The following is a 17,207-nucleotide window of genomic DNA, read 5'->3' as shown; positions in this document are numbered from 1 at the left end:
GCTCACTTCTACACAGTTTTGCTGTCAGCTTGAGCAGTGCTCAGTCATTTCCCCAACCGCCGCAAATCATCCGATTCCACAACCCGCACGCCGTCCTGTTCTTCCAGCGCCAGACGCCATAGCGCGCGGGCAAGGTTGCAGGCTTCGATACCGCCGTATTTGCCGGGAATCAGCTTGGCAATCGGCGCGGCCAGTTGCTCCACAAACCGTTGATCCTGCCGCTCGCCAATCAACAATGACGGCTGGGCGATGGTCAGTTGCGGCCAGCCCTGAAGCTTCAGCGCTTCTTCCATCTCGCCTTTGACGCGGCTGTAAAAGATGCTCGACTCCGGGTCGGCATTCACGGCGCTGATCACCAGCAGGTGGCGCGCGCCCAACTCGCGGGCACGTTTGCCGAACGCCACGACCATGTCCAGATCGACCGCCCGGAACGCCTCCTGCGAGCCAGCCTGTTTAATGGTGGTGCCCAGGCAGCAGAAGGCGATGTCGATGGGGCCTTCAAGTGCGGGCAGCAAGCTTTGAAGCTCGCCGACAGGGTTTTCCAGGCGTGGATGTTCAGCCAGAGGACGACGGCTGGGGGCGAGAACGCGGGTGACAGTGGGTTCGTTGAGCAGGCGGTCGAGCAAGTGCTCGCCAGTCAATCCGGTAGCTCCGGCAAGCAAAATGTGCTGAGGCGTCAAGTACATGATCTTTCTCCCTTGATACGCCACAAGCATAGGCGCTGTACCGGAACAGACTGCGGGCGGAGCGGGAGGGTTTCACAAAAACACATGAAATGTTCATGCGCCCCCGCGTTTACGCCTGAGCACTCAGCGTCGAACGGTATTCAGCGCGCGCTCCGCCTGACTTTTACGCAACTGCCGCCAATGGGTGACCACGCCTTTCGGCGCCCACATCTGCGGCTCGGAGGCTTCGAAGCTTTCGTCCGTCTCACGCTGGGCGACGATGTCTTTTGCCTCATTGAACGCTTGCACCAGATCGTCGGTTTCCACCAGTGCCTTGCCGAACAGCGCCTCGCCGAAATAAGTGAAATCAGCTTCCTCAGAGCAGCCGAACGACACTCGATCTTCACGTGAGGCGGTTATCACCATGGTCCGCTCGTCCTTGATCGCCGGGATGAAACCGCCCGAATAGCAGGCGGAAATCACCACCACCTTGTCGCGATTCTTCAGCGGAGCCAGCACGCCGGCCATTTCATTGGCGGGCAGGTCGGACAGCTCCAGACGCGGCTGATCCAGCACCAGCTCGTGTTCATGGGTGCCGTGGCTGGTCAGGTAAATAAAGATCAAATCTTCCGGGCCACTGCGCTTGGCCAGCGTTTGCACGGCGCGGCTGATGGTCTCGCGCGTCGCCAGCGGGCGATCACCCATGTGGTCGCGGTGGTTGACCAGCGTGATCTGGCCGAACGCACCGAAGCGCGTCGCGAGCAGCTTGTTAACGTAATCGGCCTCGCGCAGGAAAACGCTCTGTTTGCCATCACCACCAACGACGAGGCTGTAGAGCTCGATGGCCGGCGTGGAGGCGGGCACGGCAGCGAGGGCTTTCTCGACGAGGGTGCCCTGGGCAAGCAAGCCGATTTCCAGCGGATCCGGCAGCAGCTTGCCGGCGGCGTCGCGCACCCGCTGGCCGTTGGACCACGTGCCACTCTGGACTTCGCCGTCCGCGGTGGTCAGCACGCCACTGCCTTGGTAGTTGTCGTTCTCGAACTGCCCGATGTACATGCTGCCGTCCGGCAGCTTAAGGCTGCCTGCGCCCGAGAAGCGCCAGTTTTTGAAATCGCCCTGATAGCGCGTGCCGTCGGTGCCGATCAACTCGCCCTTGCCCGTGAACGCGCCGTCCTTGAACTGCCCTGACCAGACGTCGCCATCGGCGTTTTCGTAGCGACCGCGACCATTGAGCTGGTTGTTATGGAAGCCGCCGACGTACTGATCGCCATCGGCGCTGTTGAAATTGCCCGTGCCTTCAAGCTGGCCGTCGACAAACTTGCCGCTGAACTGGTTGCCCGCCGAATCGTTGCGCTGGCCCTCGCCGTTGGGTTTGCCGTGGGCGAACTGGCCCTGGTACTCGCTGCCGTCGTCCAGTTCCAGATGACCGGCGCCGTCATAGAGGTCGGCCTTGAACTCGCCGCGATAACTCATGCCGTGCTCTTTAAGCGTGCCTTCGCCGTCGCGTCGCCCCAGCTTGTAGCCGCCGACGTAACTGCCAGCGCTGGTCGTCAGCGAGCCCTGGCCGTGGAAAAGTCCGTCCTGAAAACCGCCGCGGTACACGTCACCGTTGCTGGCGTGCCACTCGCCCTGGCCGTTCCACTGCCCGCTCTTGAATTCCCCGGCGTACCAGCTGCCATTGGGGTAATCGATCCGGCCTTTGCCCTGCAACACGCCATTGATCACGTCGCCGCGATAGCGTCCGCCGTCGGGCAGGCGAGCGTCGGGGGGCAACAGCGATTCGCCGTCGCCGCAAGCGGTAAGAAGGAAGGTCAGGGCCAAAGGAGCAAACGCGCGCATGGTAAATCCCGAAAAAAAGATGTTTCGGCGTGATCTGATCGCGTACGTGTATCGAGTCGCTCACACAGCCGCAGCGAGTATGCCGCAGCGAGGAACGCTCATGAAACAGTCTGTTACGACTGTTTCATGTTTCGGGACGGTTTGCGGAAGCTTTATGAAGAGGCGGCGGGGGTTATACGAAGCACAGCGAAAGCGGTTCAGCCACGAACGCGGGCTTGTCCTGGCCTTCGATTTCAAGCGTTGCCGTGGCTTTGAGCAGCCATTGGCCGGGCTTCTTTTCGGTGACCTGCGCCAGCGTGACTTTTAGACGAACGCGCGAATCCACTTTTACCGGCTGAATGAATCGCACGCTGTCCAGGCCATAGTTGATCGCCATCTGCATGCCTTCGGGCACGACCATCAAGGACTCCATCAGTTTGGGGATCAGCGACAGCGACAGAAAGCCATGGGCGATGGTCGATCCGAACGGGGTTTGGGCTGCTTTGACCGGATCGACGTGGATGAATTGAAAGTCGCCGGTCGCTTCAGCAAACAGATTGATGCGCGCCTGATCGATGGTCAGCCAGTCGGAACATCCCAGGTCCTTGCCTTCATAGCTTTTGAGTGCTGCAACGGGTACGTGGGGCATGGCTACTCTCCTTGTGGGTGATTGTTTTTGCGCTGGATCTTTACGGGCAGGCCCCCTGACACAACGCGCTCGCAGGTTTGCTGCCGCTTCGCGTCAGATCGCGAGCAAGCTCACTCCTACAGTTTGAACCGCAGTCGACGAGGTGGCGTCGGCGCTGTTATTGCTTGGCATTGAAGATCAGCACGCCCCACTGCGCGGGTCAACGTGCCCTCAACTGGCGAATACCACCCCATAGGCAGCGCGGGTGGCGTGCCTATAATGTCGCCGCGAATCTGCTGGAGTTTTCTATGTTGCTAAGAGGCCTGACCTGGCTTGTGCTGTTCCAACTGATCGGAACCGCGCTCAACCACCTGTTTCTTTCGATCCTGCCCGGCCCGATCATCGGGCTGGTGCTGCTGATGATTTACCTGATGACCCGGGGCGAAGTCAGCGAACCCATCAGCCTGGCCGCCAGTAGTCTGCTGCGATACCTGCCGCTGCTGCTGGTGCCGCCCGCCGTGGGTGTGATGGTGTACGCCGACCAGATCGCCGAGGACTTCTGGGCGATCGTCGGCTCGCTGGTGATTTCACTGATGGTCTCGCTGACCTTCGCCGGCTGGCTGATGCAGAAACTCATCGACCGTCAGGCCAGTCGCCGGGAGCCATCATGAGTCTGGACTGGCATGGCGCCTGGCTGTCGGTGATTCATCACCCCTTGTTCGGTATCGCCATCACGCTCGGCGCCTATCAACTGGTGCTGGCCGGCTACGAGAAAACCCGCTGGGTGTTTTTGCAACCGGTCCTCATCTCGATGCTGGTGGTCATTGGCGTGCTGGTGGGCTGCGGGCTGTCCTACGTGGAGTACCGCAAAAGCACCGAGATCCTCAGCATTCTGTTGGGCCCGGCGACGGTCGCGCTGGCCGTGCCGCTTTATCTGAATCTGCGGCGTATCCGACAGCTGTTCTGGCCGGTATTGACTACGCTGGTGGTGGGTGGCGTGCTGGCGACCGGGCTGTGCGTCGGGCTGGGTTGGGTGCTCGGCGCCGATCACATGATTCTGATGACCATGGCGCCCAAGTCCGTGACTTCGCCGATCGCCATGCTGGTGGCCGAGCAAATTGGTGGTGTGGCGGCGCTGGCTGCGGTGTTTGTGTTGATAACCGGGGTGATCGGCGGCATATTCGGCCCCGGTCTGCTGACTCTGGCGGGGGTTAATAGCCCGGAAGCCAGGGGCATGGCCCTGGGGTTGACGGCCCACGCGGTGGGTACGTCGGCGGCCCTGCAGGAAAGTGAGGAATGCGGTGCCTTCGCGGCGCTGGCGATGAGTTTGATGGGTGTCGCCACGGCCTTGTTCCTGCCGTTGGCGGTGTCTCTGGTTGCTTGAGGATGGGTTTATGTCGTTGCCGCTGTTTCCACTGAACGCCGTGCTGTTCCCGGGCTGCGTGCTTGATCTGCAGATTTTCGAGGCGCGTTACCTCGACATGATTGGCCGCTGCATGAAGCAGGGCGAAGGTTTTGGCGTGGTCTGCATCACTGAAGGCAGTGAGACGGGCGACGTGCCGGATGGTTTTTCGATGATCGGCTGCGAAGCGCGGGTCACCGATTTCCAGAAGCAGGACAACGGCCTGCTCGGCATTCGCGTGGTGGGTGCCCGACGTTTTCGGGTGAAGGACTTTAGCACCCAGCGCGATAACCTGCTGGTCGGCGATGTCGAGTGGCTCGACGATCCTCAGGAACAGCCGCTGCAGGAGGAGGACGACGACCTGGTCGCGTTACTCGCCGCGTTGGCCGAGCACCCGATGGTGGCCGCGCTGAACATGGGGCTCACCGCCAGCGGTCAGCATTCGCTGGCCAATCAACTCGCCTACCTGTTGCCTTTCACTGAAGAAGACAAGATCGAGTTGCTGGAGATCGAAGACGCTGAACAACGGCTCGACGCGATTCAGGACCTGCTCGACGAGATGCAGGGCGACATGCAGGCCTGATTGCGTTTTTGCTCGCGTTAGCGCGGCCCGGATCGTTAACCCGTCGGGTCGCGCCTAAGCTGTTTCAGTACTGATAGCGGATCAAACCGTGCGGGAACGAGTGCAGCCCGAACCCGCCGAACAGCGCCACCATCGCCGGCAGCACCAGCCACCACACCTTGATCGGCAGGGCCTCCAGCGGCTTTTTGTTCTGCACGAAAGCAAGGCTCGCCGCACAGGTGAAAAACGCCAACAGCATCCCCGCCGTGACATCCGTTGGCCAATGCACGCCCAGATAGACCCGTGACATGGCGATCGCCAGCGCCGGAATTCCGCCCAGCAGCAGCCATGTCAGCCGCAGCCGTACTGGTTGACCCCGACCCGCGAGCACCGCCAGGGCCATGAACAGCGCAAACGAGGCCGATGCGTGTCCGCTCGGCATGCTATAGGTCGCCAGCGGCTCGGCCAGCACCTCAGGCCTTGCGCGGGCGAAGGTGTATTTCATGCTCTGGTTGATCAATGCAGCGCCAAGGGCTGTCCCGACCACGAAGATCGCATGGCGCCATTGCCGCGTGGCCACCAGCAGGATGGTCAGCAGGGCGGCCGCGCAGAACTGAGTCCGGAAATCCCCCAGGCCCGTCACCATGACCACGAAGTTTTCCGCTGGAGCGCTTCGGCTGGCCTGGACCACGGTCATGATGCCCTGATCGAAATCGGCCAGATACGGCCAACCCAGAAACACACTTGCCAGCAGCACGAAGCACGTCAGGGCGATAACTTTGGTCGCGTAGGACTTTTGCCGCAGGCTGCTCTGCACGCTGATGCCCAGTAGGATCGCCAGCCCGCCGCCCACTACGGCAGCCTGGGGCCAGAAGTTTTCCGGCAGCGGCAGACGGATGGCAGCACCGGTCGCCCAACCCGGCAGAATGTAGGCCACGGACCAACCGGCGGCGGCGATCAGGCTGACGCCCGCAAAGCGCACGAACGGCATGTCGCACATCCCGGCCACCATTGGCAGCATCGGGCGCAGCGGTCCGATAAATCGGCCGACCAACAGGCTGGCGATGCCGTAGCGCTGGAAGTAGGTCTCGGCACTGCCGATCCATTCCGGGTGATTGCGCAGCCCGGGCAGTTGACGAATCCTCTGATGAAACCGTCGACCCAGAAAGTACGACACCAGGTCGCCCAGTATCCCGCCGAAGAACCCCAGCAGCAGCGCCTCACTCAGCGGGAGTATGCCGCTGCCGGCCAGGGCAGCGATCGCGAACAGCACAACGGTGCCGGGGACGACGATGCCGGCAATCGCCAGGCACTCGATGAACGCGACGATGAAAATCGCCGCGTCGAGCCAGGAGGGATTGGCGCTTAGCCAGGAGGTGATGCTGTCGAGCCACGCGCCCATGGGTTCAGTTTCCTTGCTCGATGAAAATATAGTCGCGTCCTTCGACTTGCCCGCGTCTGACCGGGTTCCGTGTGCAGAAGCGGGCATAGGCGGCGTCAACGAACCGGTACATCAGGTGCTCGTCGCGTCCGGCGGGAATACCGAGGCGCGTCGTTTGAATAATCCGCGGCGGTCGCTGGCTCACGTCCTCGACAAAAAGCTGTTCTTCATTGAAGCGTTTGGCGTCCCACATCGGCACTTTCAGGCCCAGCGCTTTGCACAGCAACGTCTGCCCGGCACACAGCCGCTCGGGCGTGCGCACGTTGCCGCTGGCGTCTGGATTGTTGAGCAGCATGCGGGCGAGGGCGTTCTCATCGGACACCGCATCGACCCAGGGGTAAGCCGATTTAATCAACACGGCATTGCCCGGGCCCTCCGCACTGAAGTTCAGCGAATCACCGCCGCGGGCGTAATACATATAAATGTGCCCGCCTGCCAGAAACAAAGCCTTACGTTTTTCCGTATAACCGAGGGACGAATGACTGCCCTTTTCAGCCACGTAATACGCCTCCGTCTCAATAATCCGCGCCGACAACCACAAATCGCCGACCTTGTGACGGATCACCTTGCCGAGCAAATCCCGGGCGAGGGTTTGTGCATCGCGATTAAAAAAACTGTCCGGCAGAGCGCGTGGTGATTGGTCAGGCATAAAAAAGGCAGTCAGAGAATGGACCGCGATCATATCAACATCGGCCTTAATTGGAGCTGAATGGCTGAGGGTGGGCGCGAAGCCGGGAAGCTCTTGATCTGCCTAAACGCGCTTTTGATCTTGATCTTCGTACGCAAAATTTCCAGACGCCGCCAATCGCGACTTGGGTGCAGGCTGAACGCAGGTTTCGCGGAGTGGGCCGAGCCGCATGGATGCGGCGAGAGCGCCGTCAGGACATGGATGTCCGTTCGGCGCGGGCCCACGGAGCGAGACCGGAGTGAAGGAACCCTGACGAAGGAAGGGCCAAACCAGGAGCAAAGCGTTTTTGGTTACTTTTGGGGCGCTCTTGCCAAAAGTGACCCGCCGTAAGGGCGGAACCATAATTCGTGCCGCTGGAGATAATGGATATACCCCCCGATTGCAGTACCGCCGCTCCGCCTTGAGAACAACAAAATCCCCTTATTCCGACCATCCGCCCGTCGCCGCTGTCGTTCAGCACGCCCGACAGCTATAATCCGCCGCTTTCCATTTGCCAAGCCATCCGAGACCATGACTGAGTCCGTTCTTGACTACATGACCCGCCTGGGTCGCGCCGCCCGCGAAGCCTCCCGCGTGATCGGCCGTGCCAGCACCGCACAGAAGAACCGCGCCCTTGCAGCCACCGCTGCCGCGCTGGACGCTTCCCGTGCCGAGCTGACCGTCGCCAACGAACAAGACCTCGCCGCCGGCCGCGCCAATGGACTCGAACCCGCTCTGCTCGAACGCCTCTCCCTGACCCCGGCCCGCATCGACAGCATGATCGCCGGCCTGCGACAGGTCGCCAGCCTGCCAGACCCCATCGGCACCCTGCGCGACATGAACTTCCAGCCGTCCGGCATCCAGGTCGGCAAAATGCGCGTGCCCCTCGGCGTCGTCGGCATCATCTACGAATCACGCCCCAACGTGACTATCGACGCCGCCAGCCTCTGCCTCAAATCCGGTAACGCCACCATCCTCCGTGGCGGCTCCGAAGCAATTAATTCCAACCGCGCCATCGCCGCCTGCATCCAGCGCGGCCTCGACGAAGCCGGCTTGCCTGCCGCCGTCGTACAAGTCGTCGAAACCACCGACCGCGCCGCCGTGGGTGCGCTGATCACCATGCCCGAGTACGTGGACGTCATCGTTCCCCGTGGCGGCAAAGGCCTGATCGAACGCGTCAGCCGCGACGCCAAAGTCCCGGTCATCAAACACCTGGATGGCATCTGCCACGTCTACGTCAGCGCCCACGCCGACCTGGCCGCCGCCCAACGCATCAGCTTCAACGCCAAGACCTACCGGTATGGCATCTGCGGCGCGATGGAAACCCTGCTGGTCGATCAAACCATCGCCGCAGATTTCCTGCCGCCCATGGCCGCCCAGTTCCGCGAAAAAGGCGTCGAGCTGCGCGGTTGCGAGCGCACCCGCGACCTGATCGACGTTTTGCCGGCTACTGAAGAAGACTGGCACACCGAGTACCTTGCGCCGATCCTCTCGATCCGCATCGTGACCGGTCTGGATCAGGCCATCGAATACATCAATCACTACGGCTCGCATCACAGCGACGCCATCATCTCCGACTCGCAAGCCCAGACTCGCCGCTTCATGGCTGAAGTCGACTCGAGTTCGGTGATGGTCAACGCGCCCACCAGCTTTGCCGACGGTTTCGAATATGGCCTGGGCGCGGAAATCGGCATTTCCACCGACAAGATTCACGCGCGTGGTCCCGTGGGGCTTGAAGGCCTGACCTGCGAGAAATACATCGTCGTCGGCGATGGCACACAGTTACGCGGGCAGGGGCCGGTCTGACTTGGCCGACATCGGTCAGCCTTCAGGCAGCGGCGCGCAGGCAGTGGCCGATCCAGTCGCAGTTCCGTTGAGCACTGCGCGGGTGGCCAGGCGCATTGGCATACTCGGCGGCACGTTCGACCCGGTGCACATTGGCCATTTGCGTGGCGCACTGGAAGTCGCCGAGCAGCTGAAACTCGATGAGTTGCGTCTGACGCCCAGCGCCCGACCGCCTCATCGCGACACGCCGAGCGTTTCGGCGCAGGACCGTCTGGCGATGGTCCAGTGCGCGGTCGCCGGCGTGCCGCCATTGACGGTGGATGATCGCGAGCTGTTGCGCGACAAGCCGTCGTACACGATCGACACGCTGGAATCGATGCGCGCGGAACTGGCGGCCGATGACCAGCTATTTTTATTGCTGGGTTGGGACGCCTTTTGCGGGCTGCCTTCCTGGCATCGGTGGGAAGAGTTGCTGGAGCACTGCCATATCGTGGTGCTGCAACGCCCGGACGCCGACAGCGAATCCCCGGATGCGATGCGCAATCTGCTCGCGGGACGTGCCGTCAGTGATCCGAAGGCCCTCAAAGGGCCCGGCGGAAAGATTACGTTCGTCTGGCAGACGCCGCTTTCGGTGTCTGCCACCCAGATCCGTCAACTGCTGGCCAGCGGTAAGTCGGTACGTTTTCTGGTGCCAGACGCGGTACTGGCCTATATCGATACGCACGGGCTGTACCGTGCGTCGAACTGAAGGTGTGTTGCTACGCAGCCAAGTGCGCGAAGAGACGCCCAAACATACGAGTTGAAAGAGTTTTTTATGACTGACAAACGCGCTGTAAACCCAATCATCGAAGTCATCAGGGCTGCCCTGGAAGACGTCAAAGCCCAGGATATTCAGGTGCTGGACGTTCGTGACAAGCAAAGCATCACTGACTACATGGTCATCGCGACCGGTACCTCCAACCGCCAGATCAACGCGATGCTCGACAAGGTCCGCGAAGAAGTCAAAAAGCAGGGCCTCAAGCCGCTGGGCGAAGAAGGCAAGGGCGACAGCGACTGGGTGCTGCTGGACCTGGACATCGCCATCGTTCACATGATGACCGCCTCCGCTCGCCAGTTTTACGACCTCGAGCGTCTGTGGGCCGGTGCCGAGCAGAGCCGTTCGGCCAGCGCTGCACACCACAGCCCGGAAAACGCTCACGAGCATTTCGACAAGCTGAACAAAGACCAGGCCTAAGGCTTCGTCGTGCGTTTGCGTCTGATCGCCGTCGGTTCCCGCATGCCCAAGTGGGTGGAAGAGGGTTGGCATGAATATGCCAAGCGTCTGCCATCCGAACTGGCGCTGGACCTGGTGGAAATTCCGCTCAACACCCGTGGCAAGAACGCCGACGTGGCACGCCTCATCCGTCAGGAAGGCGAGGCCATGCTGGCGAAAGTGCAGCCGGGGGAGCGGATCGTCACGCTTGAAGTGCATGGCAAGCCATGGAGCACCGAGCAACTGGCGGGCGAGCTCGATCGCTGGCGTCTGGATTCGCGCACGGTCAACCTGATGGTCGGCGGTCCGGAAGGGCTGGCGCCGGAAGTCTGTGCCCGGGCCGAGCAGCGTTGGTCGTTGTCGCCGCTGACGTTGCCGCACCCGTTGGTGCGCATCCTCATCGGTGAGCAGATTTATCGTGCCTGGACCGTGCTGTCCGGTCACCCTTATCACAAGTAGCGCCGCTGCCTTCACTGTGAACCTGCCCTAAATGTCTCAGCCGATTCGCCTGAAAGACCACGAAAAGGACGCACGCCTGGTGCGCAGCCGAGTCGTGGTCGGTGCAGTCGCGGTGGTCGTGCTGATCTGCGTGCTGATCGCGCGGCTGTATTTCCTGCAGGTCATCCAGTACGAGTACCACTCGACGCTGTCCGAGAACAATCGCGTTCACGTGCAGCCGATCCCGCCGAGTCGCGGATTGATCTACGACCGCAACGGCGTGGTCATCGCTGACAACCGGCCAAGCTTCAGCCTGAGCATGACCCGCGAACGTTCCGGCGAGTGGACGCAAGTGCTGGACACCATCGTCCAGGTACTTGAGTTGACGCCTGACGACCGGATCATCTTTGAAAAGCGCATGAAGCAGGGCCGTCGGCCGTTCGAGCCGGTGCCCATCCTGTTCGAGCTGACCGAAGAGCAAATCGCCCGCATCGCCGTTAACCAGTTCCGCCTGCCGGGTGTTGAAGTGGTGGCGCAGCTGGTTCGCCACTATCCCCAGGGTGAGCACTTCGCGCACTCGGTGGGTTACATGGGCCGGATCAACGAGAAAGAGCTGAAAAGCCTCGATCCGGTGAATTACAGCGGCACCCATCACATGGGCAAAACCGGCATCGAGCGTTTCTACGAGCCCGAGCTGCACGGTCAGGTCGGCTACGAAGAAGTCGAAACCAACGCCCGCGGCCGCGTCTTGCGCGTGCTCAAACGGACCGATCCGGTGCCCGGCAAGGACATCGTCCTGAGCCTCGACATCCAGCTGCAGGAAGCCGCCGAAGCTGCGCTGGCCGGGCGTCGCGGCGCGGTGGTGGCGCTGGACCCAAGCACCGGCGAGGTGCTGGCGATGGTCAGCCAACCGAGCTTCGATCCGAACCTGTTTGTCACCGGCATCAGCTTCAAGGCCTACTCCGAGCTGCGCGATTCGGTGGACCGCCCGCTGTTCAACCGCATCCTGCGGGGCTTGTATCCACCGGGTTCGACCATCAAGCCCGCCGTGGCGATTGCCGGTCTCGACACTGGCGTGATTACGGCGAGTACTCGGGTGTTCGACCCCGGCTATTACATGCTGCCGAACTACGATCACAAGTACCGTAACTGGAACCGCACCGGCGACGGCTGGGTGGATCTGGACACCGCCATCATGCGCTCCAACGACACCTACTTTTACGATCTGGCCCACAAGGTCGGGATCGATCGGCTGTCGGCGTACTTGAACAAGTTCGGCATCGGCCAGAAAGTCTCGCTGGACATGTTCGAAGAATCTCCCGGTCTGATGCCGTCCCGTGACTGGAAGCGCGTCACCCGGCGGCAGGCGTGGTTCCCGGGCGAAACACTGATTCTGGGGATCGGTCAGGGCTACATGCAGGCCACCCCGCTGCAGTTGGCCCAGGCTACGGCGCTGGTGGCGAACAAAGGCAAATGGAACCGTCCGCACCTGGCCAAGACCGTCGAAGGGCAGAAGCCGGTGGACGAAAACCCGATGCCGGACATTGTCCTGCGCGACCCCTCTGACTGGGGCAAGGTCAACCACGGCATGCAGCAAGTCATGCACGGCGCCCGCGGCACCGCGCGCAAGGCCGCGATTGGTGCGCAGTACCGCATCGCCGGCAAGAGCGGTACAGCCCAGGTCGTCGCCATTCGGCAGGGCGAGAAATACGACCGCTCGAAAGTCCAGGAGCGCCACCGCGACCACGCCTTGTTCGTGGGCTTTGCGCCGGCCGACAGCCCGAAGATCGTCGTTGCGGTGATGATTGAAAACGGCGAGTCCGGGTCGGGTGTTGCCGCGCCGGTGGTGCGACAGGTCATGGACGCCTGGCTGCTCGATCCCCAGGGCCATCTGAAACCCGAATACGCCAGCAATGCACAGCCTCCGGAGACCGCGGCCCGTGAAGAGTAATTTCGACCGCATCCTTTCCAGCGAAGATGTGATGCGCCGTCGCGCCACGTTCCTGCAGAAAATCCACGTCGACGGCCCACTGCTGATCCTGCTGCTGACACTGGCGGCGGGCAGCCTGTTCGTGTTGTATTCGGCCAGCGGCAAGAGCTGGGACCTGCTGATCAAGCAAGCGACCTCCTTCGGCATCGGCCTGGTGTCAATGTTCGTCATCGCGCAGCTTGAACCCCGATTCATGGCCCGCTGGGTGCCCGCCGCCTACGTGATCGGTGTTTTGCTGCTGGTGGCGGTGGACGTCATGGGCCACAACGCCATGGGCGCCACGCGCTGGATCAACATTCCCGGGGTCATCCGCTTTCAGCCCTCGGAATTCATGAAGATCATCATGCCGGCGACCATCGCCTGGTACCTGTCCAAGCGCACGCTGCCGCCGCACCTCAAGCATGTGGCGGTGAGCCTCGGGCTGATTGGTCTGCCGTTCATTCTGATCGTGCGTCAGCCGGACCTCGGCACCTCGCTGCTGATTCTGGCGTCCGGCACCTTCGTACTGTTCATGGCCGGCCTGCGCTGGCGCTGGATCATCAGCGTGGTGGCGGCAGCGGTCCCGGTGGCCGTCGGCATGTGGTTCTTCTTCATGCACGACTACCAGAAGCAGCGAATCCTGACCTTCCTCGACCCGGAGAGCGATCCGCTTGGCACCGGCTGGAACATCATTCAGTCCAAGGCGGCGATCGGTTCGGGCGGCGTGTTCGGCAAAGGCTGGCTGATGGGCACGCAGTCGCACCTGGACTTCCTCCCGGAAAGCCACACCGACTTCATCATTGCGGTGCTCGGCGAAGAATTCGGGCTCGTGGGAATCTGCGCGCTGCTGCTGATCTACCTGTTACTGATTGGCCGCGGGCTGGTGATCACCGCTCAGGCGCAGACGCTCTACGGCAAGCTGCTCGCGGGCAGCCTGACCATGACCTTTTTTGTTTACGTTTTCGTCAATATCGGTATGGTCAGCGGTCTGCTGCCGGTCGTAGGCGTGCCGTTGCCCTTCATTAGCTACGGCGGAACTTCGCTGGTGACGCTGCTGTCAGCGTTTGGTGTTTTGATGTCGATCCACACGCATCGCAAATGGATCGCTCAGGTTTGATTAAGGTGAAGAACTCAATGCAAGTAGTGCGTGGCTGGGCTGCTCGATATGCGCCGCTGGTCGGTCTGATGGGCATCTTCGGCTCAGTGCAGGAATCACTTGCCGGTGACTATGACGGCTCTCCTCAAGTCGCCCAGTTCGTCAGCGAAATGACCCGCGATTATGGTTTCGCGGGCGAGCAACTGATTGATGTGTTCCGCGATGTGCAGCGTAAGCAGGCGATTCTCGATGCCATTTCGAGGCCCGCCGAGCGCGTCAAACCGTGGAAGGATTATCGACCGATGTTCCTCACCGACGCGCGCGTTGCCCGGGGCGTCGACTTCTGGCGTCAGCACGAGGCCGCCCTGGCGCGCGCCGAGCAAGAGTACGGTGTGCCGGCCCAGGTGATCGTTTCGATTATCGGGGTAGAGACGTTTTTCGGCCGCAATACCGGTAATTATCGGGTGATGGACGCGTTGTCGACGCTGGCGTTCGACTATCCTCCGCGGGCTGATTTCTTCCGCAAGGAGCTGCGTGAGTTCTTGCTGCTGTCCCGCGATCAGCAGGTCGACCCACTGACGCTCAAAGGCTCATACGCCGGGGCCATGGGGCTGCCCCAGTTCATGCCGAGCAGCTTTCGCGCCTACGCCGTGGATTTCGACGGCGACGGCCACATCAACATCTGGAATGACCCGGATGATGCGATCGGCAGCGTGGCCAGCTATTTCCAGCGTCACGGCTGGGTGGCCGGCCAGCCGGTTGTGAGCCGCGCGGACGTGCGTGGTGACCGTGTTGACGAGGGCTTGAGCCCTGGCATTGATCCGGTGAAAAACGTTGGGGAGTTGCGAGCGTTGGGCTGGGCGAGTCATGATGCGCTGCGCGACGACATGCCGGTCACGGCGTTTCGCCTCGATGGGGACAAAGGCCCTGAATACTGGATGGGTTTGAAGAATTTTTACGCAATCACGCGATACAACCGCAGCGTGATGTACGCCATGGCCGTGCATCAGCTGTCTGAAATGCTTGTTCAAGCCCGGGACGTCAAGTAATGCGGTCACTGCCGATGCAACAACCATTGAAACTGATGGCCTTCACGGCGCTGACTTTGCTGATCGTCAGTTGCTCCACCAGCCGCCCGACGACCTCGACGCAGCGGCAGCAGGGCAACGTGATCCGCGCGCAGCCGGGGTTGGACATCAATAGGGCGCACAAAGACGGCGCGCCCTGGTGGGACGTTGACGTTTCGCGCATCCCCGACGCCATTCCGACCTTGCACACCGGCCCCTACAAAGCCAACCCGTACACCGTGCTGGGCAAGACCTATTTCCCGCTCAGCGATTCCAAGACCTATTCCCAGACGGGAACGGCGTCCTGGTATGGCACCAAATTCCACGGCCAGAACACCGCCAACGGCGAGGTCTATGACCTGTACGGCATGAGCGCGGCGCACAAGACGCTGCCGCTGCCCAGCTACGTTCGCGTCACCAATCTGGACAACAACCGCACGGTGATCCTGCGGGTCAACGATCGCGGCCCGTTCTATTCCGACCGCATCATCGACTTGTCCTACGCGGCGGCGAAGAAACTCGGTTATGCCGAAACCGGCACGGCGCGTGTAAAAGTCGAAGGTATCGATCCTTCTCAGTACTGGGCTCAGCGCGGCAAACCGGCGCCGCTGATGCTGGATCAGCCGCAAGTGGCGAGCAGCAATCCACCGCCTCGGCAGCCAGCGGCGCCGGTGATTACCGCATCGGCGGGTACGATCGAGCAATGGACACCGCCCCCGCAGCAGCACGCCGCTCCGGTCACGCCCGTACCGATCGACGCAAAAAAAAACGCTTCAGGACAAGCATCTGGGCTGTTTCTCCAAGTGGGAGCCTTCGCCAACCCGGACGCTGCGGAACTCCTGAGATCGAAATTGAGCGGGATGGTCCGAGCGCCGGTGTTCGTGAGTTCGATCGCACGCAATCAACAGACGCTTTATCGCGTGCGGATGGGACCGGTCGACACGCCGGGTGAAGCCCAGCAACTGCAAAACAGCGTAAGGTCGGCCAATCTCGGCTCGCCAAGCGTCGTTACGTCGGACCAGTAGTGCCTTTATCAGCGATGCCCGCCCCGGCAACGGAGGCGAGTTTCGCCGCCTGACCGACGACGTGCCGACCGGGTTTGTCGTTGTCAGCAGCTTTTCACGGCATGTTCTGTAGAATGTGAGCCCGTTTGCCGGGGTAGCCCGGCACCCGCTTTGCCCGCAAGGGCATGTTTGCCCATTAGCATTTTCGAGAGACGGATGAACATCACCAGCTTTGCAAAACGCCTTTGCCTGCTTATCCCGCTATTCACCGCGCCTGCCGTGTTTGCGGCAGAACAGATGACGCCATCGCCACCGCAACTGGCTGCCAAGGCTTATGTGCTGATGGACGCCAACAGCGGCAACGTTCTGGTCGAAAACAATGGCGACCAGCGCCTGCCACCGGCCAGTCTGACCAAGCTGATGACCGCCTACATCGCCACGCTGGAAATCCGTCGCGGCCAGATCGGCGAAAACGACCCTGTGACCGTCAGCGAAAACGCCTGGCGCACCGGCGGCTCGCGGATGTTCATCAAGGTGGGCAGCCAGGTCACCGTCAGCGACCTGCTGCACGGCATCATCATTCAGTCGGGTAACGACGCCAGCGTTGCGCTTTCCGAGCACATCGCCGGCAGCGAAGATGCCTTCGCCGACCTGATGAACAAGACCGCTGCCGACCTGGGCATGGTCAACAGCCACTTCATGAACCCGACCGGCCTGCCGAATCCTGATCACTACGCCACCGCCCATGACATGGCCCTGCTGGCACGCGCGATCATTCACGAAGACCCGGCTCACTACGCGATCTACTCGCAGAAAGAGTTCTTCTGGAACGGCATCAAGCAGCCAAACCGCAACCTGCTGCTGTGGCGTGACAAGACCGTCGACGGTCTGAAAACCGGTCACACCGAAGAAGCCGGCTACTGCATGGTGTCCTCGGCCGTTCGTGATGGCATGCGTCTGATTGCTGTGGTGTTCGGCACCAACAGCGAGCAGGCACGTGCTGCGGAGACCCAGAAGCTGCTGACCTACGGTTTCCGCTTCTTCGAAACCCAGACCTTCTATCAGAAAGGCACCGAGCTGGCTCAAGCGCCGGTCTGGAAAGGCACCGAGCGTCAAGTCAAAGCCGGTCTGGCAGAAGACCTGACCATGACCATGCCAAAAGGCGAGCTGAAGAAGCTGGCCGCCAGCATGACCATGAATCCACAGCTGGTTGCTCCGATCGCCAAAGGCGACGTTATCGGCAAGGTTGAGGTCAAGCTGGACGACAAGGTCGTGCACAGCGCCAACCTGATCGCCCTCGACGCCGTCGAGGAGGGTGGCATCTTCCGCCGCCTGTGGGATAGCATCCGCTTGTTCTTCTACGGTCTGTTCAACTGATCAACGATTGATCAAAAGCTGACCGTTGCTCCGTAC

At 61.5% G+C, this 17,207-nt stretch carries 17 protein-coding genes; 12 read left to right on the top strand and 5 right to left on the bottom strand.

The window, feature by feature from the left end:
• Nucleotides 1–44: 44 nt before the first annotated feature.
• The 3 genes from FX982_RS04725 to FX982_RS04715 form a co-directional block, all read right to left on the bottom strand.
• Nucleotides 45–686: an oxidoreductase gene (locus FX982_RS04725; protein WP_172609825.1), complete on the bottom strand. Its 642-nt coding sequence runs from the start codon at nucleotides 684–686 to the stop codon at nucleotides 45–47.
• 123 nt (nucleotides 687–809) lie between these two features.
• Nucleotides 810–2,504, bottom strand: coding sequence for a C13 family peptidase (locus FX982_RS04720; RefSeq protein WP_172609824.1), 1,695 nt, complete (start codon nucleotides 2,502–2,504; stop codon nucleotides 810–812).
• Nucleotides 2,505–2,676: 172 nt separating this feature from the next.
• The gene (locus FX982_RS04715) at nucleotides 2,677–3,132 is read right to left on the bottom strand and encodes a MaoC family dehydratase (RefSeq protein ID WP_122536879.1); all 456 of its coding nucleotides are present in this window, start codon (nucleotides 3,130–3,132) and stop codon (nucleotides 2,677–2,679) included.
• Between the two features lie 287 nt (nucleotides 3,133–3,419).
• On the opposite strand from FX982_RS04715, the gene FX982_RS04710 reads away from it, so the two are divergent.
• Genes FX982_RS04710 through FX982_RS04700 form a run of 3 tightly spaced genes read left to right on the top strand, consistent with a single transcriptional unit; the run spans nucleotide 3,420 to nucleotide 5,096 of the window.
• Nucleotides 3,420–3,782 carry a CidA/LrgA family protein gene (locus FX982_RS04710; RefSeq protein WP_108121576.1) on the top strand — a complete coding sequence of 121 codons (363 nt, stop codon included), beginning with the start codon at nucleotides 3,420–3,422 and terminating at the stop codon, nucleotides 3,780–3,782.
• Between the two features lie 2 nt (nucleotides 3,783–3,784).
• On the top strand, nucleotides 3,785–4,495 hold the full coding sequence (locus FX982_RS04705; RefSeq protein ID WP_172612984.1) for an LrgB family protein: 711 nt from the start codon (nucleotides 3,785–3,787) through the stop codon (nucleotides 4,493–4,495).
• Nucleotides 4,496–4,505: 10 nt separating this feature from the next.
• Nucleotides 4,506–5,096, top strand: a complete 591-nt coding sequence (locus tag FX982_RS04700) for an LON peptidase substrate-binding domain-containing protein (protein ID WP_122536881.1) — start codon at nucleotides 4,506–4,508, stop codon at nucleotides 5,094–5,096.
• Between the two features lie 64 nt (nucleotides 5,097–5,160).
• Here the strand turns inward: FX982_RS04700 and FX982_RS04695 are convergent, their stop codons facing one another.
• Nucleotides 5,161–6,477, bottom strand: a complete 1,317-nt coding sequence (locus FX982_RS04695) for a bifunctional DedA family/phosphatase PAP2 family protein (protein ID WP_172609823.1) — start codon at nucleotides 6,475–6,477, stop codon at nucleotides 5,161–5,163.
• Between the two features lie 4 nt (nucleotides 6,478–6,481).
• Nucleotides 6,482–7,165, bottom strand: a complete 684-nt coding sequence (locus tag FX982_RS04690; RefSeq protein WP_172612983.1) for a DNA-3-methyladenine glycosylase — start codon at nucleotides 7,163–7,165, stop codon at nucleotides 6,482–6,484.
• A gap of 549 nt (nucleotides 7,166–7,714) precedes the next feature.
• Here FX982_RS04690 and FX982_RS04685 point away from each other — a divergent pair.
• From FX982_RS04685 to FX982_RS04645, 9 genes are all read left to right on the top strand, one after another.
• The gene (locus FX982_RS04685) at nucleotides 7,715–8,989 is read left to right on the top strand and encodes a glutamate-5-semialdehyde dehydrogenase (protein WP_172609822.1); all 1,275 of its coding nucleotides are present in this window, start codon (nucleotides 7,715–7,717) and stop codon (nucleotides 8,987–8,989) included.
• Nucleotides 8,990–9,071: 82 nt separating this feature from the next.
• On the top strand, nucleotides 9,072–9,716 hold the full coding sequence (nadD, locus tag FX982_RS04680; protein WP_172612982.1) for a nicotinate-nucleotide adenylyltransferase: 645 nt from the start codon (nucleotides 9,072–9,074) through the stop codon (nucleotides 9,714–9,716).
• A 66-nt stretch (nucleotides 9,717–9,782) separates the two neighbouring features.
• Nucleotides 9,783–10,202, top strand: a complete 420-nt coding sequence (gene rsfS / locus FX982_RS04675; protein ID WP_065988378.1) for a ribosome silencing factor — start codon at nucleotides 9,783–9,785, stop codon at nucleotides 10,200–10,202.
• 9 nt (nucleotides 10,203–10,211) lie between these two features.
• Nucleotides 10,212–10,679, top strand: coding sequence for a 23S rRNA (pseudouridine(1915)-N(3))-methyltransferase RlmH (rlmH, locus tag FX982_RS04670; protein ID WP_065988377.1), 468 nt, complete (start codon nucleotides 10,212–10,214; stop codon nucleotides 10,677–10,679).
• A 31-nt stretch (nucleotides 10,680–10,710) separates the two neighbouring features.
• Nucleotides 10,711–12,609 carry a penicillin-binding protein 2 gene (gene mrdA, locus FX982_RS04665; protein WP_122536885.1) on the top strand — a complete coding sequence of 633 codons (1,899 nt, stop codon included), beginning with the start codon at nucleotides 10,711–10,713 and terminating at the stop codon, nucleotides 12,607–12,609.
• A gap of 31 nt (nucleotides 12,610–12,640) precedes the next feature.
• On the top strand, nucleotides 12,641–13,744 hold the full coding sequence (gene rodA / locus FX982_RS04660; protein WP_163022102.1) for a rod shape-determining protein RodA: 1,104 nt from the start codon (nucleotides 12,641–12,643) through the stop codon (nucleotides 13,742–13,744).
• Between the two features lie 17 nt (nucleotides 13,745–13,761).
• Entirely contained in the window at nucleotides 13,762–14,772 is a 1,011-nt protein-coding gene (mltB, locus tag FX982_RS04655; protein WP_122536887.1) for a lytic murein transglycosylase B, read from the top strand.
• On the top strand, nucleotides 14,772–15,815 hold the full coding sequence (locus FX982_RS04650; protein ID WP_172609821.1) for a septal ring lytic transglycosylase RlpA family protein: 1,044 nt from the start codon (nucleotides 14,772–14,774) through the stop codon (nucleotides 15,813–15,815). The genes mltB and FX982_RS04650 overlap by 1 nt, the downstream gene beginning before the upstream one ends.
• 195 nt (nucleotides 15,816–16,010) lie before the next feature.
• Complete coding sequence (locus FX982_RS04645) at nucleotides 16,011–17,171, top strand: D-alanyl-D-alanine carboxypeptidase family protein (RefSeq protein ID WP_122536889.1); 1,161 nt, start codon at nucleotides 16,011–16,013, stop codon at nucleotides 17,169–17,171.
• Nucleotides 17,172–17,207: the final 36 nt, after the last annotated feature.

It is taken from the genome of Pseudomonas graminis, assembly GCF_013201545.1.
GTDB lineage: Bacteria > Pseudomonadota > Gammaproteobacteria > Pseudomonadales > Pseudomonadaceae > Aquipseudomonas.
This window is presented reverse-complemented; position numbering and strand designations above follow the sequence as displayed.

What these genes read in the sequence shown, in the direction of transcription:
- FX982_RS04725 (WP_172609825.1), bottom strand. Translation starts at nt 686, where the DNA reads ATGTACTTGACGCCTCAGCACATTTTGCTTGCCGGAGCTACCGGATTG.
- FX982_RS04720 (WP_172609824.1), bottom strand. Translation starts at nt 2,504, where the DNA reads ATGCGCGCGTTTGCTCCTTTGGCCCTGACCTTCCTTCTTACCGCTTGC.
- FX982_RS04715 (WP_122536879.1), bottom strand. Translation starts at nt 3,132, where the DNA reads ATGCCCCACGTACCCGTTGCAGCACTCAAAAGCTATGAAGGCAAGGAC.
- FX982_RS04710 (WP_108121576.1), top strand. Translation starts at nt 3,420, where the DNA reads ATGTTGCTAAGAGGCCTGACCTGGCTTGTGCTGTTCCAACTGATCGGA.
- FX982_RS04700 (WP_122536881.1), top strand. Translation starts at nt 4,506, where the DNA reads ATGTCGTTGCCGCTGTTTCCACTGAACGCCGTGCTGTTCCCGGGCTGC.
- FX982_RS04695 (WP_172609823.1), bottom strand. Translation starts at nt 6,477, where the DNA reads ATGGGCGCGTGGCTCGACAGCATCACCTCCTGGCTAAGCGCCAATCCC.
- FX982_RS04690 (WP_172612983.1), bottom strand. Translation starts at nt 7,165, where the DNA reads ATGCCTGACCAATCACCACGCGCTCTGCCGGACAGTTTTTTTAATCGC.
- FX982_RS04685 (WP_172609822.1), top strand. Translation starts at nt 7,715, where the DNA reads ATGACTGAGTCCGTTCTTGACTACATGACCCGCCTGGGTCGCGCCGCC.
- rsfS (WP_065988378.1), top strand. Translation starts at nt 9,783, where the DNA reads ATGACTGACAAACGCGCTGTAAACCCAATCATCGAAGTCATCAGGGCT.
- mrdA (WP_122536885.1), top strand. Translation starts at nt 10,711, where the DNA reads ATGTCTCAGCCGATTCGCCTGAAAGACCACGAAAAGGACGCACGCCTG.
- rodA (WP_163022102.1), top strand. Translation starts at nt 12,641, where the DNA reads ATGCGCCGTCGCGCCACGTTCCTGCAGAAAATCCACGTCGACGGCCCA.
- mltB (WP_122536887.1), top strand. Translation starts at nt 13,762, where the DNA reads ATGCAAGTAGTGCGTGGCTGGGCTGCTCGATATGCGCCGCTGGTCGGT.
- FX982_RS04650 (WP_172609821.1), top strand. Translation starts at nt 14,772, where the DNA reads ATGCGGTCACTGCCGATGCAACAACCATTGAAACTGATGGCCTTCACG.
- FX982_RS04645 (WP_122536889.1), top strand. Translation starts at nt 16,011, where the DNA reads ATGAACATCACCAGCTTTGCAAAACGCCTTTGCCTGCTTATCCCGCTA.